At 55.7% G+C, this 24,848-nt stretch carries 24 protein-coding genes; 6 read left to right on the forward strand and 18 right to left on the reverse strand.

What is annotated here, in order from left to right; translation table 11 throughout:
• Positions 1-78 precede the first annotated feature (78 nt).
• Positions 79-1,560 (forward strand): sodium/proline symporter PutP, encoded by a 1,482-nt coding sequence (gene putP, locus BF12_RS0107160; protein ID WP_024951684.1) that lies wholly within the window; start codon positions 79-81, stop codon positions 1,558-1,560.
• Between the two features lie 96 nt (positions 1,561-1,656).
• On the opposite strand, the gene BF12_RS0107165 is transcribed toward putP, so the two are convergent.
• The 10 genes from BF12_RS0107165 to BF12_RS0107210 form a co-directional block, all read right to left on the reverse strand.
• On the reverse strand, positions 1,657-3,360 hold the full coding sequence (locus tag BF12_RS0107165; RefSeq protein ID WP_248623638.1) for a glucosyltransferase domain-containing protein: 1,704 nt from the start codon (positions 3,358-3,360) through the stop codon (positions 1,657-1,659).
• A gap of 141 nt (positions 3,361-3,501) precedes the next feature.
• The gene (locus BF12_RS0107170; protein WP_248623635.1) at positions 3,502-4,341 is read right to left on the reverse strand and encodes a mechanosensitive ion channel family protein; all 840 of its coding nucleotides are present in this window, start codon (positions 4,339-4,341) and stop codon (positions 3,502-3,504) included.
• Positions 4,342-4,527: 186 nt separating this feature from the next.
• Complete coding sequence (locus tag BF12_RS0107175; RefSeq protein WP_024951687.1) at positions 4,528-5,223, reverse strand: hypothetical protein; 696 nt, start codon at positions 5,221-5,223, stop codon at positions 4,528-4,530.
• Positions 5,198-6,397: a putative hexosyltransferase gene (locus tag BF12_RS0107180; RefSeq protein ID WP_024951688.1), complete on the reverse strand. Its 1,200-nt coding sequence runs from the start codon at positions 6,395-6,397 to the stop codon at positions 5,198-5,200. Before BF12_RS0107180 ends, BF12_RS0107175 begins: the two co-directional genes overlap by 26 nt.
• A complete protein-coding gene (locus BF12_RS0107185) occupies positions 6,394-6,888 on the reverse strand; it encodes a GtrA family protein (RefSeq protein ID WP_141103611.1) in 495 nt (164 codons plus the stop codon). Before BF12_RS0107185 ends, BF12_RS0107180 begins: the two co-directional genes overlap by 4 nt.
• Positions 6,878-7,993, reverse strand: coding sequence for a glycosyltransferase family 2 protein (locus BF12_RS19135; protein WP_024951690.1), 1,116 nt, complete (start codon positions 7,991-7,993; stop codon positions 6,878-6,880). Before BF12_RS19135 ends, BF12_RS0107185 begins: the two co-directional genes overlap by 11 nt.
• 587 nt (positions 7,994-8,580) lie before the next feature.
• Positions 8,581-8,883, reverse strand: coding sequence for a cyd operon YbgE family protein (locus tag BF12_RS0107195; RefSeq protein WP_024951691.1), 303 nt, complete (start codon positions 8,881-8,883; stop codon positions 8,581-8,583).
• Between the two features lie 102 nt (positions 8,884-8,985).
• Positions 8,986-9,087 (reverse strand): cytochrome bd-I oxidase subunit CydX, encoded by a 102-nt coding sequence (gene cydX / locus BF12_RS21610; protein ID WP_024951692.1) that lies wholly within the window; start codon positions 9,085-9,087, stop codon positions 8,986-8,988.
• Positions 9,088-9,214: 127 nt separating this feature from the next.
• Entirely contained in the window at positions 9,215-10,348 is a 1,134-nt protein-coding gene (cydB, locus tag BF12_RS0107205) for a cytochrome d ubiquinol oxidase subunit II (RefSeq protein WP_024951693.1), read from the reverse strand.
• 6 nt (positions 10,349-10,354) lie between these two features.
• Positions 10,355-11,971 (reverse strand): cytochrome ubiquinol oxidase subunit I, encoded by a 1,617-nt coding sequence (locus tag BF12_RS0107210; RefSeq protein WP_024951694.1) that lies wholly within the window; start codon positions 11,969-11,971, stop codon positions 10,355-10,357.
• 472 nt (positions 11,972-12,443) lie between these two features.
• Between BF12_RS0107210 and BF12_RS0107220 the strand changes: the two genes are divergently transcribed.
• From BF12_RS0107220 to BF12_RS0107230, 3 genes are all read left to right on the forward strand, one after another.
• Positions 12,444-13,274 carry a lipopolysaccharide kinase InaA family protein gene (locus BF12_RS0107220; protein ID WP_024951695.1) on the forward strand — a complete coding sequence of 277 codons (831 nt, stop codon included), beginning with the start codon at positions 12,444-12,446 and terminating at the stop codon, positions 13,272-13,274.
• Between the two features lie 365 nt (positions 13,275-13,639).
• The gene (locus BF12_RS0107225; RefSeq protein WP_024951696.1) at positions 13,640-14,233 is read left to right on the forward strand and encodes an OmpW/AlkL family protein; all 594 of its coding nucleotides are present in this window, start codon (positions 13,640-13,642) and stop codon (positions 14,231-14,233) included.
• Between the two features lie 391 nt (positions 14,234-14,624).
• A complete protein-coding gene (locus BF12_RS0107230) occupies positions 14,625-15,266 on the forward strand; it encodes an OmpW/AlkL family protein (RefSeq protein ID WP_024951697.1) in 642 nt (213 codons plus the stop codon).
• A gap of 124 nt (positions 15,267-15,390) precedes the next feature.
• On the opposite strand, the gene BF12_RS0107235 is transcribed toward BF12_RS0107230, so the two are convergent.
• A complete protein-coding gene (locus tag BF12_RS0107235) occupies positions 15,391-16,293 on the reverse strand; it encodes a DMT family transporter (RefSeq protein WP_024951698.1) in 903 nt (300 codons plus the stop codon).
• A gap of 150 nt (positions 16,294-16,443) precedes the next feature.
• On the opposite strand from BF12_RS0107235, the gene BF12_RS0107240 reads away from it, so the two are divergent.
• Complete coding sequence (locus BF12_RS0107240; RefSeq protein WP_169734512.1) at positions 16,444-18,084, forward strand: aminotransferase-like domain-containing protein; 1,641 nt, start codon at positions 16,444-16,446, stop codon at positions 18,082-18,084.
• A 45-nt stretch (positions 18,085-18,129) separates the two neighbouring features.
• On the opposite strand, the gene BF12_RS0107245 is transcribed toward BF12_RS0107240, so the two are convergent.
• Positions 18,130-19,017, reverse strand: coding sequence for a carboxylate/amino acid/amine transporter (locus tag BF12_RS0107245; protein WP_024951700.1), 888 nt, complete (start codon positions 19,015-19,017; stop codon positions 18,130-18,132).
• Here BF12_RS0107245 and BF12_RS19140 point away from each other — a divergent pair.
• Positions 19,016-19,549, forward strand: coding sequence for a DUF6314 family protein (locus BF12_RS19140; protein ID WP_024951701.1), 534 nt, complete (start codon positions 19,016-19,018; stop codon positions 19,547-19,549). The genes BF12_RS0107245 and BF12_RS19140 overlap by 2 nt on opposite strands.
• A gap of 95 nt (positions 19,550-19,644) precedes the next feature.
• Here BF12_RS19140 and BF12_RS0107255 read toward each other — a convergent pair whose 3' ends face one another.
• The 6 genes from BF12_RS0107255 to BF12_RS0107280 form a co-directional block, all read right to left on the reverse strand.
• Positions 19,645-20,328 (reverse strand): alpha/beta hydrolase, encoded by a 684-nt coding sequence (locus tag BF12_RS0107255; RefSeq protein WP_024951702.1) that lies wholly within the window; start codon positions 20,326-20,328, stop codon positions 19,645-19,647.
• 321 nt (positions 20,329-20,649) lie between these two features.
• Entirely contained in the window at positions 20,650-20,856 is a 207-nt protein-coding gene (locus BF12_RS0107260) for a hypothetical protein (RefSeq protein WP_024951703.1), read from the reverse strand.
• Positions 20,857-21,325: 469 nt separating this feature from the next.
• Positions 21,326-21,658, reverse strand: coding sequence for a hypothetical protein (locus tag BF12_RS0107265; protein WP_024951704.1), 333 nt, complete (start codon positions 21,656-21,658; stop codon positions 21,326-21,328).
• A gap of 52 nt (positions 21,659-21,710) precedes the next feature.
• Complete coding sequence (locus BF12_RS0107270; RefSeq protein WP_024951705.1) at positions 21,711-22,040, reverse strand: hypothetical protein; 330 nt, start codon at positions 22,038-22,040, stop codon at positions 21,711-21,713.
• A 77-nt stretch (positions 22,041-22,117) separates the two neighbouring features.
• Positions 22,118-22,459: a hypothetical protein gene (locus BF12_RS0107275; protein ID WP_024951706.1), complete on the reverse strand. Its 342-nt coding sequence runs from the start codon at positions 22,457-22,459 to the stop codon at positions 22,118-22,120.
• 1,566 nt (positions 22,460-24,025) lie between these two features.
• Positions 24,026-24,796, reverse strand: a complete 771-nt coding sequence (locus BF12_RS0107280; RefSeq protein WP_024951707.1) for a haloacid dehalogenase type II — start codon at positions 24,794-24,796, stop codon at positions 24,026-24,028.
• Positions 24,797-24,848 lie beyond the last annotated feature (52 nt).

Genomic DNA, 24,848 nt, shown 5'->3' on the forward strand with positions numbered 1-24,848 from the left:
ACAAGAGTGGCGCCGTCTCCAAGGGATCATGAAACGTTCGGTGTCTGACAACAATAATCGCAAAGGATTTATTCCACGATGGTCGAAAATAGCCCCACGATACTCATCACATTTGCCGTCTATCTGGCGGTGATGCTTGGCATTGGCCTGCTGGCCTACAAGCGCACCTCCGATATGTCGGACTACATTCTGGGTGGCCGCTCACTCGGTCCTTGGACGTCTGCCATCTCCGCCGGTGCCTCTGACATGTCTGGTTGGCTGCTGCTGGGCCTGCCGGGTGCTGCCTACCTGAGCGGTCTATCTGCTGCCTGGATCGGTATCGGTCTACTGGCCGGCACCTGGCTAAACTGGCTAATCGTGGCACGTCGTCTGCGTATCTATAGCTTCGTCGCCAGCGACTCCTTGACGCTACCGGATTACTTCGAGAAGCGCTTCCGCGATAATTCCAAGATGCTACGCGTCATTTCAGCCATCTTCATTCTGCTGTTCTTCCTCTTCTATACAAGCTCCGGTCTGGTTGCCGGTGGCAAACTATTCGAGACCGTCTTCGGACTCGACTACACCGTCGCCGTAACGCTGGGCACCATTGCCATCGTGTCCTACACCTTCTTCGGTGGCTTCCTCGCGGTATCGTGGACTGACCTTATCCAGGGCCTGATGATGGCCGTCGCACTAGTCGTGGTACCGGTTGTTGCCCTGACTGACATGGGCGGCGTAGCAGAAGCGACCTCACGCATCACTGCTGAGAATCCGCTGCTGCTCGAGTGGTTCCGTGACGCCTCTACCGGTGAGGCGCTGACGTTGGTCGGCATCATCTCCTCATTGGCGTGGGGCCTGGGCTACTTCGGCCAGCCGCACATCCTGGCGCGCTTTGCCGCTATCCGTAGCGAGAAGGACATCCCGGCAGCGCGCACCATTGCTGTGGTGTGGTCTGCCATCGGTCTATTCGCGGCCATCTGCATCGGCCTGCTGGGTCTCGTCTACGTGCCGAAAGATCTGGCCGATAGCGAGAAGATCTTCATGGTCATGGTGAACTTCATCTTCCACCCGGCCGTTGCCGGCGTGTTGCTGGCCGCCATTCTGGCAGCCGTGATGTCCACCGCTGACTCCCAGCTGCTGGTCTCCTCCTCTGCACTGGCGGACGACTTCTACAAGGCATTGTTCAAGAAGAATGCAAGCCAGACTGAACTGGTCTGGGTCGGTCGTTTTGCCGTGGTCGGCATTGCCATCATCGCGTGGATTCTGGCGCTGGACCCGGATTCCAGTGTGCTGGGACTGGTCTCCTACGCTTGGGCAGGCTTCGGTGCTGCCTTTGGTCCGGCGCTGATCCTGTCGCTGTACTGGCGTCGCATGAACCGCTTTGGCGCGCTGGCCGGCATCATCATCGGCGGCGTGACCGTGGTGGTCTGGAAGCAGCTCTCCGGTGGCATCTTCGATCTCTACGAGATCGTTCCGGGCGTCATCTTCGCCTACATCGCGATCTACGTGGTCAGCATCGCTACTGAAGAGCCTAGCCAGGATATCCTCGCTGAGTTCGACAAGGTTGATAATCACGCCTGAGACTGATCTGGCCGGTGTACATACTGGCCTCTGATGTTGCCATACGGCATGACGTAAAACGCCGCCCTTCGGGGCGGCGTTTTACGTTTGTGCGCCTCAATCATTGGTCACGCATGCCTGTGTCATGTCACGAAAATCAATGACCAATACACCATCAGACTGCCACAGCTGATACGGCACCAATGGTGTAGTGAACACAGCACGGCAAGCCGTGCGCTCCGCCAACTGCATTTTCAGACTCCGGTCACGCAGCAGGGTAACTGCGCTGGCACCTGCCGTGCGTAGACGCACCACTGCCCAGTAATTATTCGGCGTAAAAGCAGCTATCAAATTCTGTTTCACGGCGGGCACCTGCCGCTGGGCAACCCTTGCCAATGGCGCAATGGGCGCCTTGCCGAGTACCAGTATCGGGAGTGGTGACAACGGATTGAAGGTCGCGGAGTCACGTACAGAGCTCAACGGCAGTCCTAACGTACTGGCATCCCTCACGATCCGCTCCGCCAGCTGCGCTTCATAGTGCTGCTGGGTGGTAAGTGCGTTACTCCAGGCTGCAAAGATCAACCATTGACGCATCAACAGTAGCGCCGCCACCGTCAACAACACGCGAACCATATAGCGCTGATGCCGTCTCACATTCTCCTGTCCTGCCAGTCCCAGCATCAGCATACCGCCGAGCAACGGCCCCCATGCCACCAGCGTGCGAGAGTGAAATACCGGCTCTGCCAGTAGCAACATCGGCCCCCATAGCGCAGGAATCAATAGCAGTAACCAGAGCCCGCGACTGAGTCTTTTGAAGGAAGCCTCAAGTCCTCGTTCTCGCCAGCCAGCTGAACGCCCAGCATCGCCTTTCCCTCCGCTCCTGCTGTACGCGCCAGCGCCCACCAGCGCCATGATGAGTACGATCAACAGCAGCAGCATGCTGAGAACCAGACTGACGTGATCCATCCCGCCACGCCACGCATTGGCTGCCGCCTGCAGGTTACCTCTCGCACCATCCAGTAACGCCATCAGATCGCCAGGGTCGAGCATGCGGCCATGCTGCTGGCTGTACTCTCCCGCTACCAGCAGTCTCGATAACGGCAGATACAACACCAGTGCAGCAATCACTACGCCCGCACGCTGCAGCAAGTCCTGCCAGCTGCCACTGACCGAGGTATAGGCTAGATCATTGTCTGAACGCCTCACTGAAGCGCTGAACAACGCTTCCAGCAAGCTGAGCACAAGGAAGGCATTCAGCGCCGGTTGATAGCTACATAGCGCCACTAACAGCAGCGCCGTCGCAACCATGAGCTGCCGCCAGCGGTTCTTGAGTGATAAAGACTGGAGTGATGAAGACGGACATGACGACAATGGCTGTCGCAGCAGCAGGCTCGCCAGTACGGCACTGGCGAGCGCAATCGTCATCGGCAAGCTGTCGAAAACATAGGTGAAGTTCTGCAGCGTAAAGGGCGTCAGCCAGATCAACGCATTACCCAGTACATAGACTACCGGATGCAGTCCTGGCACCTGGCGCCACCATACCAGCGACATGACGGCGGCGATCACCCATGCTGCCAGCTGTGGCAAGGGGGCTATATTGACCAACGCATCGCCAAAGCCCAGCAAGCGCATGACGCCTTCTGCCGCAGGCCGAGCATTGATGTTCCAACCAAAATAGCCGTCTAACGCACGGCCCATATCATCCAGATATAACGCATGGCTGCCAAGCAACGGCCACACCCCAACTCCCAACACCACAAAGCTGGCCAGCAATAGATAGCGTGCCTGACGTCGTTCGTTTTGAGTGAATTTTGCTATCACGCGCAAGAGACAACACTCCCTGTCAGAGGGTCATGAAACACAACCTTGCTTGAGAGTAACCAATTAGGGCACAAAAAAACGCCACCCGAAGGTAGCGTTTTTTCGATCGAGCGTCCGAAAATCACTGGGACGATGACAATATCACTCGTTAACAGCGCTCGCATGATGGATATGCACATCACGCTGCGGGTAAGGAATACTGATACCGCGCTCATCGAAGGTCAGCTTGATACGCTCGTTCATGTCCCACTTCAGTGCCCAGTAGTCAGAGGCATTGCACCACATGCGGAAGTTGAAGTTGACCGAACTATCAGCCAATTCCGCTACGGCAATCAGATGTGAGGGCTCCTTCATGATGCGCTCATCACCTTCGACCAACTCCTCAAGCACTGCCTTGACCTTGCGGATATCGTCGTCATAGCTGACACCGACTACCAAATCCAGACGACGCGTCGGCAATGCCGAGTAGTTGGTAATGGTATTGGACATCACGCTGGAATTCGGCACGGTCACCTTGCGGTTATCCGGCGTGACCAAGCGCGTTTGCAGCATGGTGATCTGATCGACACTGCCAGAAGTGCCTGCCGCCTCGACATAATCGCCCTTCTTGAACGGACGCAGCGTGATCAGCAAGAAGCCCGAGGCCAGATTGGACAGCGAGCTTTGTAGCGCGAGGCCAATGGCCAGACCCGCCGCACCCAATGCCGCAATCATGGAGGTGGTATCCACGCCGACTTGATCCAGTGCGGTCAGCAATACCATGACTACCAGAATGGCGTAGGCAATCTGACCCACAAACCCGGCCGCCGCTTCGTCCATGCTTTTACGCTGCAACAGCGATGTCACCCACTGGGTCAGACGCTTGGCCACCCACATGCCGCATACCAGCACAACCAGTGCTGACAACAGGGTTCCGCCCCAGAGCAGCGCCAGCTCGAATAGCTGATCAGTTTCCATGGGAATGGCATTCAAAAATTCCACGACAACTCCTTGAGCATTCTTTACGTGGCAGATTCATGCCTGCCTGACGCTTTTTTAATGACAATGCGACCCTTGATCACCAGATTCGCATTGACTGAACAGGTTCTTTTGCCACAGGTCACACCGTTAACGCGCATAATTTACCTGACTATGGCCCTGCCGTCAGTGCCAGCTTGCCAATACATGCTACTCGCCAGCCTTCTGTGTAGTCGTTCTTGGACTACTGTGCAGAGCAATGACATCCAACCGTAAACCAATCGGGAATTTATTGGCGTTCAGGCCTACATCACGTGGTGCGATGGGCGGCGGCCCCTTGAGAGTCATGCTGATACTGCCATCGCTGGCGATCAGGCGTTCAGGAATATCGACCTCAAAACGCTCTTTGCTACCGCCGACAGGCCAATGCGTCAATAAGGTGCCATTGACCACCACCTGCACCGGTAATGGCTCGGCGTTATCCGGATAACGCGAGAGGTCCATGCCGACCACCACTGGCTGATGGAGACCCGGCGCGACCTTCAACCGCAGCGTCACCTCCGCCAGCCGAGCACTGACCGCCTGATCCTCCTTGGGTGAATAGAAACCGGCCCATAGCACGCCGCAGTTACCCAGCACCTCCCCCTTGCGAACGGCATAGGTATTGCCCATTTCAATTACCGGCACCTCGCCTATAGGCCGATAACAGGTTGTCGCGTGATCAATGAAGTAGCGTCGATAGTGGTCATCCACCTGCGGATCACGCGCCAGCCATAGCATCGACAATTCGAACGCCAGCACGATGGCAGTCATCAGCAATAGCCACGGGCGCTGACGGTGAGCGATACGCGGCGCAGCATAGAGCGCCTCGGCGCCTTGCTCAGACAAGCCAGAATGCTGCGTCATACCAGTTCTCCACCAGCCACAGATTAAATATCGCGCCCAGAGCCACCAGCATCCACGCCAATGAACGTGGCACACGTGACAGCAGGTCATGCAGCGCCAGCACAAACACCGGCATGCCAATCATATAGCGGGGAATTGCATCAAGGCCGGTCGCTAGCGGCACAAACAGCGTGAAGCCCGCAAGACCCATCTCCAGCCAGCGACGCTGCACACCCAGCCAAGCCATCAGGCCGATGCCGACCAGCGCCATGCTGGCCTGCCAGGCGGGACGGAGTGTTTCCGGTGCAGTCAGCCAATAACTCAGCCCTTCAATGAGGTTCACGAAAGGGTTGCCCATCTCGCGGCCCCACGAAATCTGCACATGACTGAACGCCAAGGCATCGCCAGTCTGGTAATAGAGCACTGCCATGAACAGAAACAGCCCCAGTGGCCCCATCACGCCAATCAGCAGCCAGTCTGGACGGCGCCATAATTCGACAAACGCGAATAACCGCAAGCGAACCAGCAGTTCGATACCCATCGCGATCACCCAGAACACTCCCGTTGCGCGCGTCAGCGACAACAGAAGTGTCCACAGCATCACGCGACCTGTGCGCTGACAGCGCCAATCGATCAATGAGGCAAAACACAGTAGCCAGAACAGCGTCTCTGAATAGACAGCACTGAAGTAAAAGCTGTAAGGCATGCTGGCCGTCAGCCACACAAACAGCTGCATTGATGCGCCGGGCCGCGTGATCGCCAGGTAACGACACCCCAGACCCAGCGCCACGACCAGCAGCGCATTGCTCAGTAATACGCCCGTCAGATCCGGATTGAGCTGCCCGCCCAGCGTCACTAGCCACAATAGCGCGGGATAAAGAGGGAAGAAGGCCCAATTGCCGGCATCACCATCGCTCAGCCCCTGTGCCTGAATATCATAACCACGCGTCATGATGCCTTTGAACCAGCTACCGTCGAACTGCGCCATCGCATGCAGATAACTCTGATCACCGTAAACTGCGATCGCTAGCCACACACCGCGCGTGACGACCAGCGCCAACAGAATATGTAGCCAGGGAATACGCGCAGCCTTGGCCCGTGATAACGCCTCTTGTGGTGTGGGGGTCTGTGTTGCAAAACGCCTCAGACTGCCCGTGAAGACTGTACGACCCGCTGCGGCCACGGTGTCATTCATGCATGCTCTTCCTTGAAAGCCCACAGCCTTGAGGCCATATAGGTCACGATCGGGACTGACAATGTGGCAATCGCAATGGCCAGAAAGCCCGAGAGATCAAGACCACGCATCAGCACCGCCAGCAAGCCATTGTTAAGCGCGAAACCACCTGCCGCCACCAGCGCAAACCGCCAGGCACTCCCCTGTCGCTTGAAGGTCAGCCGTCGATGGCCGATCAACGAGACCTGAAAGGCGATACAGAAGGCGACGATGTTGGCGATGAATTCATTCAGCCCCGGCCACAACGCCAACATGGTGGCAGCGACCGCCAGATGGACCCCCGTCGCGGCCAGCCCTACCAAGCCGAAGCGCGTTGCAGTGCCTGCTTCTTGCTTGGCACGCTGTCCGACGTGCGGAGCCGAGCTTGAAGATGCACTTGAGATTGAACCCACGCCGTCTGATTTCTGCCCCCTATCCATTTTCTCATCCTGGGTATTGTGCTCAGCGCTCACGTTGCACACCTCGTACAACACGGGCGGTGCTCAAACCACTATCGAGCCCACGGTCTACCGAGCTCGTTGACGGCGGACTGTCATGCAGGCTGTCGTGATCAATCAAATAGAGCGGCCGCTGTTTCGTTTCCATGAACAATCTGCCCAGATATTCGCCGAGCACGCCGATGGAGATCAGCTGCATGCCACCAAAGAAAAGTACCGCCACCATCAATGACGCATAACCCGGCGCATCGATGCCGAAGAAGACGGTCTTGCTGATAATGACGAGAATATAGAGGAAGGCCAGTGCTGCAACGCCCACGCCCAGGTAGGTCCAGACACGTAACGGCCAGGTGGAGAAACTCACCACACCATCGAGAGCGAAGTTCCACAGTTTCCAATAATTGAACTTGGTAACGCCCGCCGTACGCCCCGGGCGCTGGTAGGTCACACCGACAGAGCGGTAGCCTGGCCAAGAGAACAGCCCTTTCATGAAGCGGTTCCGCTCCGGCAAGCGGCGTAGCGCTTCAACGACTCGTCGATCCAGCAGACGGAAGTCACCCGCATCACGCGGAATTTCGGTGTAGGTCACACGGTTGAAGACGCGATAGAACAGACCCGCCGTCTGACGCTTGGTCGCCGTATCTTCATTGCGGGCTGCTCGGACGCCATAAACCATGTCATAGCCGGCCTGCCATTGAGTAATGAAGTCGAGAATCACTTCGGGCGGGTCCTGTAAATCAACATCCATTGGCACGACAGCATCACCGCGTGCCTGCTCGATACCGGCGCTCATCGCAGCTTCTTTACCGAAGTTACGTGTCAAACTCAGATAACGTACGCGTGAGTCGCTCGCGGCGGCGGCCTCCAGGCAGGTCAGAGTGCCATCGTTGGAGCCGTCATCGACGAACAGGATTTCCAGGTGCGGCACCTTGTCACCAAGGGTTTCCTCGATCGCCTCCAGAAACAAGCTAATCGTGTCTTCTTCGTTCATCACCGGCACCACCAGCGACAGCATCCAATCCCCTGACTGACGACGTGTCATGTCACGAGGAATATACGTTGCAGATGCTGTCCGATCATTATCAGTCTGTGCACGGGGCGAATCAGTGGGAGATCGCATATCTTTCTCCTCCATAAAAGAGACCCGAATAAAGCCCAAAAGGTCTGCTTCACTACAAGGGTGATTGACCCATGATATATCGCTCTCAGCACGGATCAGGCGTTAACGAACCACTATTTCCAGTCTCTCTCGAAGGCGCCTCTTCTCAGTCTCTATTGGCAGATTATCTACGCAGCCACCGTCCACACCCCCTGCATCGAGCTCGCGCTCATTCAATAAAGTTTGATCAGTAAAGACATGCCATAAAAAAGCGCGTCATGAAAGATGCCTGCCAGAGGTATTGCCATCAATCTGACAAAGAGGTTGCTATCAAAAGGTGGGGACGCCCCCCGTAATTACAATGTCAGCTGCATCGCATGACCGCATTGTCATCAGCAGGGATGGCACATAAACCACAGGCGTTATAGGGCGAGAGATCAGTTCAAGTAAAGCGATATTTATACTTTGGCAGTAGCGAGCAGGCAGACCACTGACAGTAAACAGCAGAGACACAAAGGGCCATCACATGGACGGCCCTTTGTATCTCCAAGGGAATACGAGCGAGCTGTCACATCAATGTTCCACATTCAGCAAGGATGTGACGTGTATCAGCTCATGCTGAGTGCAATCAGCGTGATGATGAGCAGGCACCAACTCAGTGGAGCCCCCAGCAACCAGGCGCGATGCGGATGATGAGGCACCAGCCCGACACCATGCGTGAAGCCAGCGCCCAGCCCCCATAACGCTATCAGTAGCATCACGTAGCGCGGCCCGGTCGCCATTGAGGCGATGGCATCGGGGCCTAGTAACATCCAGACCGCGACGAGCGAGGCCAGTATCAGCGAGGCTAGATGCGCCGGGCGTGTACGGCTCCAGGCCGGAGGGCGTGATTCATACCAGGGTCGTGACATCGTACGCTCTCCCTTGTCTTGTGGCCGAGTCACCGCAAAGCGGTGATCAGCATGACGGCGGCATGCCCTCTTCTTCAAGCATGCCGCTAGACGACATGTTACTCAATCATCGTCAAAGGTATGGGTCTGCTCAAGCCATAATGCATTGATGATGCCCGCAAAGCAGGCCAGCAGTACACCGAGAATCCAGGCGAAATACCACATGATCGTTGCCTCCCGGCGAGGGAACTGCCCTCGCCTGTTACCTGTCAGGATGTTTTCTCGTGCCTGGCAGCCCCGTCAAGGGCTGCCAGCTGAGAGTGGCTCAGTGTTCAACTCGAGCGACAACGGCTCAATAAAGGCTATGCCCGCTCGAGTCGATATGATCGACCGTCACACGACGCCACATCTTCACGTAGCACCAGGTGGTATAGAGGATGATGGTCGGCACCATCACCACCCCTGCTACGGTGACGATGGAGAGTGTCAGCTCGCTGGAGACCGCATCCCACAGCGTAAGGCTGGCCTCTCCCATGCGCGAGGACGGCACGATGAACGGGAACATGCTGATGCCTGCAGTGGCCACGACGCCACCAGTGCCCAGGGAGCTTGCCGTAAAGGCTGCGCCGCCCTTGCGCTTGGCTGCCAGCAGCATCGCTGCCAGTACGCCCACGACGGCACTGGCAGGTGCCAGCAGTGTCAGCGGCTCTTTGCTGTAAACGTCCAGCCAGCTACCCGGCCCGACCTGCTTATCGAGCAACTGGAGTGCGCTACCGGTATCGCCCATCTGCTCGATTCCGTAGCCCATGCCTGACAACCACACCCACAGACCGCCCAGCCCGAACAGGCCCAGTGTCAACAGTCCCAATGGCTGCACCAGACGCGCACTGCGTGCCGCGATGACATCATCGGCGCGTGCGACCAGCCAGGTACCACCATGCAGCATCACCATGCTGATCGACAGCGCAGCACATAGCAGTGCGAACGGATTGAACAAGCCCAGATAACTTCCGGTATAGCTGGCACGCATATACTGATCGACTTCCAGCGGAATACCCTGCAACAGGTTGCCGAAGATGAGTCCAAAGAACATGGTCGGAATCAAGCTACCCGCCACGATGCCGCGGTCCCACCAAGCGCGCCACTGGGTGCTCTCGAGCTTGGAGCGATAGTCAAAGCCCAGCGGGCGGAAGAACAGTGAGAATAGAATGGTCAGCATCGCGAAATAGAAGCTGGAGAATACAGCGCCGTACACCACCGGCCAGACGGCGAACACTGCCCCGATGGCTGTCACCAACCAGACCTGGTTGCCATCCCAATGCGGCGCAAGCGTATTGATCACCACACGGCGCTCACTGTCACTGCGGCTGACCAACGGCATCAGCATCGCTGCGCCCATGTCCATGCCATCGGTGATGACAAAGCCGATCAGCAGCAGGCCTACCGCCACCCACCAGAACAGCTTGAGGATTTCATAATCCCACATGGTCCATTACTCCTTGAATGACGGCGAAGGATTGAGAGACATGCCATCATCTTCCGCCACGGCACCGTTGCTCATGCCATCGCGCTCGAAGTGATAGCGACCGGTATGCAGCGAGGACGGTCCCTTGCGTGCGAAGTGGAACATCAGCCACATCTCGATCACGAAGAACACGCTATAGAAGACGATGAAGCCCCCGATGGACCACCACAGGTCAGACTCTTCCAGACTGGAAGCTGCCATGAAGGTCGGCAGGATTTCCCCGACTGCCCACGGCTGACGGCCAAACTCCGCGACGAACCAGCCAGTTTCTGCGGCGATGAACGGCAGCGGAATCGATAACAGGCAGATCCACAGGAAGGGGCGCACGTCGAATCGGTGCTTGGCGGTCATCCAGACGGCACCGATAAAGATCAACAGCATGGCCATGCCACACGCCACCATGATGCGGAAAGAGAAGAATAGCGGCGCGACGGACGGAATGGAGTCATCAGTCGCCTTGTCAATCATCTCAAGTGTCGCATCAGACGGCGTCTCGACGTAACGCTTGAGCAGCATGCCGTAACCCAGATCATTCTTGACGGCATCGAAGGCTTTACGGGTCGCGATATCATCCTGGCCGCTACGCAGCTGTTCGAGTAGGTCATAAGCCTTCATGCCATTGATGATACGCACGCGGTGCTCAGCCTTGAGCTCCTTGATTCCCGGTATTTCAGTATCCAGTGAGCGTGTGCCAATCAACCCCATCACGTACGGGATATGAATGCCGTAGTCGGTGTGCTGGGTCTCCTCATCCGGCAGACCAATCAGCGTGAAGGAGGCAGGTGCTGGCTCGGTCTCCCACATCGCTTCAATAGCCGCCATCTTGGCCTTCTGCACGTCACCAACCTCGTAACCGGACTCATCGCCCAACACGATGACGGAGGCCACCGAGAAGAGACCAAAGGCGGCGGCGATGGCGAAGCTGCGCTTGGCAAAGCCGAGATCACGCCCTTTCAGCAGATAGAAGGCGCTGATACCGAGCACGAACATGGCGCCAGTGACATAGCCTGCTGACACGGTGTGAACGAACTTGGCCTGGGCGACCGGATTGAAGACCACCTCAGAGAAGCTGGTCAGCTCCATGCGCATGGTTTCGAAGTTGAATTCCGCGCCGACCGGATTCTGCATCCAGCCGTTGGCAATCAAGATCCACAACGCAGAGAAGTTGGAGCCAAATGCGACCAGCCAGGTCACCAGCAGGTGCTGACGCTTGGTCAGACGGTCCCAGCCGAAGAAGAATAGGCCGACAAAGGTGGATTCCAGGAAGAAGGCCACCAGCCCCTCAATAGCCAAGGGTGCTCCAAAGATGTCACCTACATAATGCGAGTAGTAAGCCCAGTTGGTACCGAACTGGAACTCCATCGTCAGGCCCGTGGCCACGCCAAGCGCAAAGTTGATGCCAAATAACTTGCCCCAGAACTTCGTCATGTCCTGATAGACCTGCTTACCGGTCATGACATACAGGGATTCCATGATGGCCAGCAGGAACGCCATGCCAATGGTCAATGGTACGAACAGGAAGTGATAGAGCACGGTCATGCCAAACTGGAACCGTGACAACTCCACAACGGTATCGGAGATCATGTCTTACCCCTTTGCGATAAGGCGGACGGTCAAACTGCCGTCACTGCATGCGCTTGCCACCGAAGACGGGAGAATGACGTCAGGCCCGTCCCTCGCCGGCAAGCACACAGGTGCTAGAACCTTGACCACCATTTTCACCGCTCCTGCGCAGCGCTCCAGATGGCAGGTTGTCGCAGCGAGGGGCGCAGGGAGTGCAGATCTCGCACACACAAAGGCCCTGCATGGCCACAGGCCGCATGAATGCTGGCGACCACCCATTTTTTCGACTGGAGACTCGTCGCCCCAGTGATAGTGCGACTGCGACTATCGACCACACTCCTGCGTGAGGTTTTACCCGCCAGCAACTCAACTTTGCCCTGCCGCTGACTACCCCTTCTCCAGCAGGCTAACTATGATGACGCTTCATTGTTGGAGGAGCGCAGGGAATGCCATCCCTCCAACTCATTGTCTTCCTGGCTCGTGAACACTTTCCATGACTCAACTTCCCGCTCTCAGCCCCAGTGCAAATGCACCGCGCGGGCATGCCGATTACTGTGAACCTGCGCTTGCCAAGTTGTTGGTACACCATGAGCTCAATAGCTTCGAACGCCTCTGGCAAGTGGCAGCAGAGGACGTCGATATCCCCAACCGTGAACGCGGTGGCGTCTCGACGGTCTCGCTGCTGACGCTGAAGGATGAAGATGGCCAAACACACCGGCTATACCTCAAACGTCAAACCAACCACTTGGCACGTAGCATAGTCCGTCCTTGGGGAGAGCCTACCTTTTCACGTGAATGGCGCGCGATTCGCCGCTATCACTCGCTAGGCATCCCTGCGGTAGAGGCTGGTTGGTACGGTGAGCGCAAGCAGGGTAAGCACTGGCGCGCCATCCTGATCACCTTTGATCTGACCGGTCGCGATGATCTGGATACTTGGCACGCACGCTGGCCGGAGCTGGATAGCGCGCGTCGCAAGCAAATCATCACTGCCAGTGCTCGCCTGGTGCGTCAGATACATCAGGCCGGGATGATGCATGGCTGCCTGTTCCCCAAGCACCTCTTCCTTAATCGCCTGGAAACATCCTCTGATGCCAACCAGCAGATGGACGCCGTGATCATCGACCTCGAGAAGACGCGGCGTTTCGTGCTGCGCCGCCATGAGTGCCTACGTGACCTCTATGTACTGTGGAGGCGCCTCACACACTGGCAGCAAGACGATTGGCGTCAATTTCTGGCGATATATTGCGACACCGCCCCTCAGTCAACAGAGATCAGCCGCTGGCTGAATCAGCTCGAGTTGCGCAGCCAACGCAAGCGTCACTGAATCAGCACCTTGGTGGCGTGAACACACACTGTGTAGTATGCGCTCACGCCACAGACCTCTTAATACCAAGGTCTCATTAACCTGTCAGAAACATGAACACGGATGTCTCCCAACAGCGCCATTTGGAGTCTCAGCCTCGAGACATTCACGTTTACTGAAATAATCGGTAACATCCGCTAACAAGACGCTATAAATGTTTTCAAACATTGTTCTAAAAAAATGCTTGCCAAACAGAACAGTGTTTCTTATAGTTCGTCTCGTCCCCTGATCGACGCAGCCACGCAGAGTACCCGGCCAAGGCCATACGATAGCGAGGCACTGCTGACAGGAAGCCCACGAGGCTAATGCTTCTAGGAGAATTACATATGAACGCTATCAAGATCCTGACCGCTACTGTTATCGCTGGCACCATGGCAATGGGCGCACAATCTGCAATGGCCTATGGCAAGGGTGATATCTTCCTGCGTGGTGGTGTTGCCAAGGTTGACGGCAAGTCCAACAACGGCAATGGCCTGGTAGCCAAGGACGAATCTGGCTTCGCCGGTTCCGTGGGCTACATGTTCCACGACAAGCTGGCAGTTGCCCTGCAGTCCACTGAAGAATTCAGCACCGATTTCGAAAATGGCGAAGGCAACTTCAGCCAGATGCCGATCAATCTGATGCTTCAGTACTACCCGCTGGGCGGCACTGATGCTCGCATCCAGCCGTATGCTGGGGCTGGCCTGAACTACACCCACTTCTCCAGCGAATCCGCTTACGGACAAAGCATGGACATCGACGACAGCTACGGCGCTGCTGCCGAGCTGGGTGTGGATCTGAAGGTCAACGAATCCTGGGCAGTCAACGGCTTCGCTCGTTATGCCGACGTCAAGGCTGACACCAAGATCAACGGTCAGGATGTCAACGACACCGAACTGGATCCGGTTACCGTCGGCGCCGGTGTGACCTACCGCTTCTAAGTACATCGTTACGTACTTAGGTAAGCAGCGAGATGGCGATACGCTAGACGGTTGATCCGTAAAGTCTTATCAAGCTCTCGTAGAAACGCCGCAGACCTTTCAGGTCTGCGGCGTTTTCGTATGTGTGTTTCAATGACTTACAGCAAGCGCGTCCTCGACATATTTCACATGTCGCTTGCGAAAACTGACCTGTATCAAACGTATATATGTCTTGTTAGACGTGCTCGCAAGCCCTTGTCTCAGATCAACTTTTTACTTTCCTCTCTCTCTAGACTGACGGCTCATTCTTTCTCAAGCCAGCCATTCGGGAGCGATCATGCCAGCCATCAAGCCCCTCACCTCTTCAGAGCCCCACCTCGTTTCCCGAGCACAGCAGCGCCGTCAGCGCACAATGCGCTTGCTAGGTTTGGCGACACTTGCAAGCCTGACAGGTCTTGTTGCCACCCCTGCGGTAGCTGCTGAGCAACAGGCAAGTTCGCTCAATTACGGAGCGGGTCAGTTCTGGACCCGCATCGGCGTTGCCAAGGTGTCACCCACCAGCGATAACGGCCGCATTGATGCCATTGACGCCGATGTTGATGTCGGTGATGACAGCGCGTTTGCCTTCACACTGGGATATCGCTTCACGGATACCCTCGGTATCGAGCTGCTGGCCGCACAGAACTTCGAGCATGACATCTCACTGAATGGCGAAAAGGCCGGCTCTGTGGATCACCTGCCGCCGACACTGACCCTGCAGTACTATCCGCTCGGTGGAAGCCAGTCACGTATTCAGCCTTATATCGGCGCCGGTATTAACTACACCCACTTTTCTGATGAAACTCTCGACGACGGCACTAAGCTCGAGATGGATGATAATTGGGGGGCAGCCGCCCAGATCGGCGCTGATCTGGTGATCAACGAGCACTGGGCCGCCAACGTCGCCGTCTGGTATCTGGATATTGATTCCGACGTTACCGTCGCTGGCAGCATCCATGACAAGGTCGAGATTGACCCCATCGTGACCATGGCCGGCATCAGCTACCGCTTCTGATCGTCCCGGCACACAGTACGTGGCACACAGCACCCATATCAGACGACAGCGCCCCGCTGGCCTCGAGAATGGCCGGCGGGGCGCTGATGCTTTCAAGCCTCGGAAGCCAGCTGATGACCAAAATCTAACGTGGCACTTGTGGCGCCACCGGTGACTTCACTGCCTGTGGGCGATCCAGCGCCAAACCTGCCACCACTAGAGCTGCGCCCGCCACCATCAATGGGCTCCACTGCTCATCAAATAGCCACCATGCCATCAGCGCCGCACAGGGCGGCACCAGAAAGAAGGTACGCGCGACCTGATGTGCCTCGCCACGCTCCAGCATCAGCATCAGTAGCCAGATCGCACCGACCGAGATAGCGATCACCAGCCAGGCAATGGTCAAAAGCAAGCGCGGCGTCGGGTCAAAGGCGAAGCTGCCGACACTGCTCGCCGCCACGACAAAGACACCACCCGCTCCGAGATACTGAAATATCAATCCTTCAACCAACCCCATTCGCCCGCCCACTCGCTTCTGCCACAGCGTGGAGCTCGAAACCCCCACGAGCGCCACGAGACACCAGGCCAACCCAATCAGTGGCCAATCAACAGACTCTCCAGCCTCATCATTCAGCAGACCGGCTCCGAGCACTAGACAGACGCCGATCGCGCCCAGCGCCAAGCCCAACCATTGACGCCCACCCAGCCGTACGCCAAACATTGGTAGCGACAGTGCCGCCGTAATCAACGGATGTAGACTGACCAATAGTGCCGTCAAGCCGGCTGGCAACCCCGCTTTCACTGCAGCGAACACCCCGCCGAGATAGGCACCATGCAGCAACATGCCAATACCTGACTGTGCGAATCGGTCCTGACGCCGCCCCCATTGCCGCGGCTGGCGGCGCAACAGAAGGATCGCGCCCAGCACCGGCAAGACCACCAGACTGCGTACCAGCAAGAGCGTAAAGGGCTCGGCATCCAGCGTGCCAAAGCGCGCGGCAATAAAGCCGGTCGAAAAGAGCAATACAAACGACAGTGGCATCCACATCACGCAGACTCCCGATCACTACCTAGAGGAATGGCGAGAAAGGCAAGGTACCGCTTATGGTTAATCGCCCATCATTGACGACAGCTTGCAGCGAATGCCACAAGGGATACAAGATACAGATAATGGATGATTCAACAGGTACAGAACAGCATGAGCGAGAGTCAGCACTATCGTCAGCCACCACGCTATCAGCAACTGGCCGAGAGTCTGAGAAATCAGATTCACGACGGTGATCTTATCGCAGGACAACGTCTGCCCTCCTTACGCCGACAAGCAGCGCAGACAGGACTGGGGCTCAACAGTGTCATTCGTGCCTATGGTGAACTGGAAGCCGCTGGACTCATCATTGCCCATCCGCGCACTGGCTATCGCGTCGCTCAACCAGACAAGAATGCCCCCCCTGTGCCTCAACACGGGACGCAGACGAGCCCTGCAAATACTACACAAAGCGATGTGAAAGGCAGCATTCCGAACACCGTATCGACACTGACGATCAGTGATCCAGCATGGCAGGCCATGGCACATGCCAGCGATCCGACACTGGCTCCGCTGGGTGCTGCACATCCGGAGCTTGATGCTCCTGCCGTACGGCGACTCTATCGACTTGCACGTCAACATCTCAGTCATCACGACGAGCATCCCAGCGCCTATGCCCTCCCCCCTGGCTCACGTGTCTTGCGAGAAGCGATTGCACATCACCTGACCACCAGCGGCCACCCCTGCCATAGCGATGCCTTGCTGATCTGCCAGGGTGCACAGCAAGGCATGTCACTCATCCTTGGGCAGCTGCGCGCGCATCACGGGCGCTGCCATATCGGGGTCGAAGCGCCGGGCTATTTCGGCGTACTGGCTGCCATCGAGGCCAATGGTCATCAGGCCATCGCTCTGCCAACACACGCCCATAGCGGGCTGGATATTGAGGCGCTTGCGCTGATGCTGGAAAGTGACCGGCCAGAAAGCCCTTTGCTCGAAGAAGTCTCGTGCGACAACTTCCGGCTCACACTGGATGCCCTGATCGTGACACCTGATGGCCATAACCCGCTAGGCGGACAGTTGAGCCTGGCAGACCGCCAGCGCCTGCTGTCATTGGCAGCACATCACGAGATCATGCTGATCGAGAACGCGACCTTTGCTGAGCTGAGCTTTGACACCCGGCTCCCGTGGCTGACAGACCTCAAGCGACACCATTCTTCAGGGGCTGAAGCTGAACGAGGAACTGAAACCAAAAGTGGAATGCCGGTGCTGATCACACTCTGCTCGCTCTCCAAGACACTTGATCCACGTACCCGTTGCGGATGGCTGTGGCTATCCGAGCCTGACGATACCTCTCCGCTGGGCATGCAGCGCATGATTCGCGCACGCTGGGCGAGTGGCATGGGCGACATGCCGTGGATGCATGCGGCCTTGAGCGAGCTGATCGCGAGTGGAGATTATGGCCGCCACGTACACCGCATGCGGCGCTGCTATGCACGACGGCTCGAGATGCTGCGCGAATACCTGCGTAGCGAGCTGGGTGATCAGGTTTGGCTACCGCCAGCAAGTGGTGGCTATCTGCAGTGGTGTGGTCTGCCAGGGCTGACGGCCGAGCAACTGGAGCAGCTCTATCACACGCTATTGCTTGCAGGCATCGCGACACTGCCCGGCAGCCTATTCAATGCCAGCAGCGCCGGGCTTCGCCTCAATGCAGCGCAACTTGATGACCGACCATCCGCTGAAAAAAAGGGCACACTCCAACGTCTGACGACGCATCTGAAGCATGCCCTCTCTCACCTGACGCTATCTGACACCTGATGCTAGCTCTGCCTGCCTGTCCATTAACGCGGCGCCCGAATGCGCTTAGTCAGTGGTGGCCGTAACGCGCAATCTCTGCTCACGCTTACGCGCCCACACCTGATTGATCGCAAGCGCCGCCACGATGACTGCTCCACCCAGCGCCAGGCGCGCAAGATCGGCATCACGGTTCCAGATCAACAGGTTGACCAGCAAGCCAGCTGGCACCAATGCGTTATTCATGATCGCCAGAGACCCAGCATCAACGCGCGTCGCGCCCTTATTCCACAGGAAGTAGCCCAGACCAGATGCGACAATACCCAACCAGCCGAGCACCACGAAATGAACCGGCTGCGACGGCAGTTTTTCAGTACTCCCAAACAACAGGAACATCACGATGACCAACGCCAGCGCTCCTAGATAGAACCAGCCGAACACATGACGATGTGCGACATCCTTCGGCAACTGCGGTGACAGTTGGCGATAAGCTACCTGGCCGATGGCGAAACACAGATTGGCACCCTGCACGACCGCGAATCCCAGCCAGAAGCCGTCACTGATGCCGTCATAACGAATGATCGCCGCACCGATCACCGCAATCACGGCGGTCAGCAGGTAGAATGGCGACAATCGCCGTTGCATCAGGTCATCCAGCAAGGTGATGTAGATGGGCGTGAAGATGGTGAACAGCAGCACTTCCGGCACCGGCAACAGCAGGAAGGAGCGATAGAAGAAGATGTACATCAGGCCAAGCTGGATCGCGCCAATCGCCATCAGCTGCCAACGAATCCGCGCAGAGATGGCACGCGGTCGCAGGAAAGGCACAAAAATGAGACAGGCCAGCAGAATACGCGTCAGCACGGCCAGATAGCTATCAACCTGACCGGACAGATAGACGCCGATCAAGGAAAACGAGAAGGCCCAGAGGGCCGTGACACCAATCAGGTAAGACATGACGAGTAAACCCGGTAGCCAGAAGAAGTTGACACCTATTGTAACCCTCTACACGCTGCTCGCGCAGATTCGCCAGCTGAATTTTTCGTCGCATTCGGGGCCTGAATCCCGCAATGCCTGGTCAGGGCGTGGTATCGGAACGGTGGAAGTGCAATCAGAACCCGTCAATCATGGCGCAGACGACCTGGTATTCATCGAGCAGGGCCAGTTTACGCTGGAAGGGCAACCCAGCAGTGTCACCTTCAACAATCGCTATCGCTGGCAGCTCTCCCCGACTGGCGATGCCCTTGCACTCAGACATGAACGACGGGGACGTGATGCGGCAGTATTCCTGTTCGACCTGATCAATGATGACGTAAAAGGACCGGATCACTTCATCAGTCATGAGGCCCATCTGTGCATTGATGACCTGTATGCCGCGACACTGGTCATCGAGCGCGACACCAAGGGCAACGCTACGGGCTTTCTCTTGAAGTGGCGCATCACTGGCCCGCGCAAAGATGAATCCCTCACCTATCAATACCGCTGCTGAGGGCAACCGATAACGCAGAAACAAAGAGGCCACCGATGAATTTCTCCGTCAGTGGCCTCTTTGCTTACATACCTGTCAGTCGACTGACGTTATGGCTAATCCTTCAGACGCGCCATGAACCACTCACCGATCGCCTCGATCTCCTCCAGACAGACGGCATGGGCCATCGGCCAGGCCTGCCATTCAACCGGGTGCCCTAGTGCACGCGCACTCTCGGCACCCGCCTCTCCCAGTGAGAGCGGCACGACGTCATCCTGAGTGCCGTGATGCACGCTGATGTCCAACCCTTGATTCGCGGCCGAGGGTTGAAGCGTTGCGCTGGTCGCGAAGTAGGTAGATAACGCCAACAACCCGCCCAACGGCTGCTCGCAACTCAACGCCGCTTCGTAGACCACTGCGCCACCTTGAGAGAAGCCTGCCAGAATGATGCGGCGGCTCTCGATACCCTGCACAATCTGCTCTTCAATCAGCGCATGCACGTAGGCTGCTGACTCACGCAATTGCGACTCCTCGACACGACGTCCGAGATTCATCTCAAGGATGTCGTACCAGGCAGGCATGCGCATGCCACCATTGACGGTAACCGCCAGTTCGCGAGCATGCGGGAAGACAAAGCGCACACCATGGCCAGCCGAAAGGCCAAGTGCTGGTACGACCGGTACGAAGTCGCTGCCATCGGCACCCAATCCATGCAGCCAGATAACACAGGCATCCACCTGCCCTTGGGGCTCAATCACCTGAGGTGCGCGGTGGCCATGCTGCCGTGAAGCGTCACTCATCATTAACTCCTGTCATCGATAGACATAAACGCCGCCAAGCCTATCACTGACGCTAGCGGATGCCACCCGTCTGACTGACAGAGATAAAAAAACCCACCAACAAGTGGCGGGCAATGAATATCGGGACAGCGACATCCAGGACAGGAAAGCGTTTGAGAAAGGGTTCTGTTGTCGCCACCAAGACCAAGGAGGCAATGTGGCAAACAAAGCACTTACTCAAGCGTTCTACCAGTATCGTAGATATCCCTTGACGATCACAGTCATTGGAAGATGTTGCCATGATGCTAGACAAACACGACGGAGATCCGAATACGAGATACTCTAGCGATGCGCACCTTTATCGCTGCGGCTGGCGCTTTCAGATAATACATTACCCCGACTGGCAATCGTTATATCCGAGTGAGCAGCATAGCGCTGTTCTGTCTTTTGGTAATGCTGCCCATCTTCAGATTGAACATCTGCAACGGCAAGGCCACTGGTGGCGAGAGCAAGGGCTGTCAAGCCGTGAGTCATGAATGATTTGATCATGATGCAGTTCTCCTTAATGAATTATCGAATGTAGTGCCGAATACGCTTATTCATAATCATCCGGCTCATTCTGAATAAACCATAGCCATTCATGAAATCCATGATGACTGTCGATCACCCAGTATAAAAGATGTAATGAATAGTAGAGGCACGAGAAGAACAAGAAAGACAATGAATGCAGATAACGAGTTTTATACTGACCACCGATAGGGATACGGCGGTCAAATCAAGCGACTTACGACTGACAGAATTCCGGGCTTGCACATCGGGCAGCTTCCTTATCTATGTCAACATGTAAGGCTCTTGCGACGGCACGACTTTCTTGTATCAAGTGCTTACACACACTGTCGGATATCTGACGCTATAGAGTGCTGGATGGTGTCGAATACTAAAAATCAGTGGGCACTGGGGACTCCGCATATTTCTCGAAAACGCATCATCCTTTCAGCAATATCATGTCAACGAGACTTCAGACACTTTCGCTGAGGGCATGCTGTACACGTGTTGCAGAGAAACTCTTGCCGGCATCGTTATCAAAGTTCTGGGAATCAGAAACCAACTGAGAACGCTCACCCTTGATCATATCTCCGTTCAGAGACTGTACGACTCGACCTGCAGCAACACTCATGCCGGTATCAGCAAAACTTGCCTGCTGCATGGCGGCCGGCTGGGCCTGACCATTGATGACATGTTCGGTCAGTGAAGCACGCACCTGGGCGTCGGTAACGCTATCTGCTGCAGCAATACCTGTGGCAGCAATGGAAAGAGCAGCGGTAGCAATAACAGTATTGATAAGTTTCATGAGATATCTCCAAGAATTGAGGTCTTTAAATATTCAGACATGTTGTCTGATATCAGGCGTTGTCGTTCAGTGCATCTTCAAAGCGAGTTGCTGCAACACTCTTGCCCTTGTCGTTAGCCAGGGCCTGGGAAGTGGATACAGTATTCATGTGCTCACCCTTGACCATGTCAGCGCTCAGAGACTGCTCAACACGGCTGGCAGCAACACTCTTGCCACTTTCCACAACGATCTGCTGGGTGCTGGCAGGCTGTGCCTGACCTTGGATAGCTTGCTCACTCAAGGCGTCACGTACTTGAAGATCTGCAACGCTATCGGCAGAAGCGACACCGGTGGCAGCAATAGACAGAGCAGCAGCGGCGATGAAGGTATTCAATGTTTTCATGGGGATTCTCCAAAACGGGTTAGATGTCGATATACGTTGCTTGCATGATCTAGCGCGATTCATCACGCCTTGGAAGATCACGCGTTATCGCTGAGGCTCTGCTGAACACGGCTGGCAGCAACGCTTTTACCTTGATCATTGACCACCGGATTAGCGCTGGTCAGTGAAGCAGTGCTGCTGCCCTTGAGGCTCTGCGCGTTCAAGGACTGCTCAACGCGTCCAGCGGCAACGCTCATGCCTGTTTCGGAGAAGCTCTGCTGACCAGTAGCAGGGGACTGCGACTGACCGATGATCTGATGACTGCTCACGGCTTCCTGAACACGCTGGGCAGCAGGGCTGTCATCAGCAGCGAGTGCAGAGGTACTTGCTGCAGCGAGAATAACAGTAGCGAACAGCGCTTTGAGGGATACGTTTTTCATGAGAAGACTCCTGGTCCTTTTATGCGGATGCTTTCCGCTGATAGTGAGTGCTCAGAGTGAAGATCGGATACTGCTGACCCCTGTCCGGGTCGAATCATTCAAACTCTGGCGATCTTGCTGTGCCTCGATGATTAACAGACTAATCTTTAATCCGCTTTCTAACTAGCCATCCCACTGGCAGCTCACTGTTTCCCTGAGAGAAACACACTTGCAAACTCTCCTTCGTTTGCCCAGCGTTCTGACGATCTGCTGACCGAGCGTGACATACCACTAAAATCACACCTTAAGACAACTCACGTACAACCATGCTGATGAAGCGATGCCTGGCTTCTGCTGACGAATACCGCCGTATACTGCACGGCACCCCGCCCCCATACCATCGACTTTCGGAGTAAACCATCACGCCTCATCCACCACCTTGGTCGAACATGATTCATGCTGCGTGTGTGTCTTCATGTTCTGATGAGTAATACGCCACAGTGTCCAAGCTGGATGCCAACAAATCGGAAAAATGCGTTTTTTTCTCTATTGCGCATCTTAAGACCATAATTAATGCACACATCAGCAAAAAAAATGTGCCAACCAGCCTCAGCTCATATGCACGATTATGCTAATGAAATACTGTTTTCCGCGTACAAGCCTTGCTAGAACGGGACAGCCACCGGGTACTACGAAAAATGACTACATTGACAGGGCGGCCTTCAGATGATCCAACATTTTCTGTTGGCTAAAGCACTGAGGCAGGCACCTGCCCCGCCTCCTCGATGACACGCATTGTGAACGCATCATGTACTGAGAAATACTCTCCCTCAGGCACAGCATTGGTTCCAACTATGAATCAATGCTGCTCCCTGCACTGACCTCGAACAGTCAGCGAACTGCAAACCCTTCACTAAATACAATGTTTTCAATAGGTTGAGAATAAAGTTTCACCTATACCGCTACCGTTGCAGGCAAGAACCCCTCACCCAAGATGTCACGGAGATGCTTTGCGATATCGATAGCCTCGACTGTCTAGCGACTCATCCATCACTGCCCATTGATTCACTACCCATCCTTCTATCCACTCGCTTATAGGAGCTATCGACGGAACTCAGATGGCAGCATTACGAGGGGATAGCTAAGCAAAAGGCTGATAGGTAGGCCTACCGCACTTATCGATAGGCACAAAAAAAACCCGCCAGTAGCGGGCAATGAATATCGAGACAGTGACATTCAAGACAGGAAAACACTCAAGAAAGGAGGCGGCAGATCGAGCGCGCATAAGGCATCATGAGCACAGAGCATAACGCCCTTGCGTGAAGATTCTACCGACGAGAGAAAGGATCAAATACCGCAAGCATGCATGAAGGCGTCTTTCCCTCATGCGCTGCCTCGCGCTTATACCACTTCACGTACACGCGACATCATGTTCATACGACGACTATGAAGCCAGCTCTCACTGACCCCGACCGCCTGACTCTCAAGACGACCAGGGCCAGCGACACATCATCATGCAGAGAACGATATCTCACTTGAAGATGCGTCTTGATTAATTACCGAATACAAACACATTGTACGCGGTGATTATTCGCTCTTACCTAATATATCAGCCAGTTCATGTAAATCTTTCACGACGTGATCCGGCTGCTTGGCCAGCGGATAAAGCGCTTTGCCAGGACGAGCAATAAAGGTCGTTTGTAAACCAGCTTCCTTGGCACCCGCTACATCCCAACCGTGCGCCGCCACCATCATTGCTTCTTCTGGCTTTACATTGAGTTTTTCAAGCACCCACTCATAAGAGCGCAGATCAGGCTTATATATCTTGATATCTTCAATGCTGTAACGCTCATCAAAATACGACAGCAAGCCGGCGCTTTCGAACTGGGCTTTGACAGCCTTGTTCGAAGAGTTGGTCAGACTGACGATCTTGTATCCCTGTGCCTTCAGCTCCGCCAGACCTTCCTTGACGTCAGCATGCGGCGGCAGCGTCAACAATGGCGTGATGATAGCCTTCTTGGCTTGCTCGCCTGTGAGCTCGATATCGTTGTTTTGGGCGACAATCAGCAATGAAGCAACGCCGATCTGACCAAAATCGTGATAATCCTTGGTTACGGTATCGACCAGGGAATAATGCAACATGGTGGAGAACCACAACGGGAGCAGATCTTCTCTACCACCCAGCGCATCACCCACGGAACTGCGCATGGACGTCAGGTCAAGCAATGTTTCATTGACATCAAAGATAAGTACCTTGGGCTTATCAACAGCATCGCTGGCCATCGCATAGCCGGAAACAAGACTCGCACCGAGGAGCAAAGAACATGTCAATGTCTTCAGTGATTTCAAGATTGGCATAACAGGAATTCCAGTATCAGTTTAGCTCGGAGTGTCATATACAAAACTTCAG

It is taken from the genome of Cobetia crustatorum, from assembly GCF_000591415.1.
In the GTDB taxonomy this organism is placed as follows: domain Bacteria; phylum Pseudomonadota; class Gammaproteobacteria; order Pseudomonadales; family Halomonadaceae; genus Cobetia; species Cobetia crustatorum.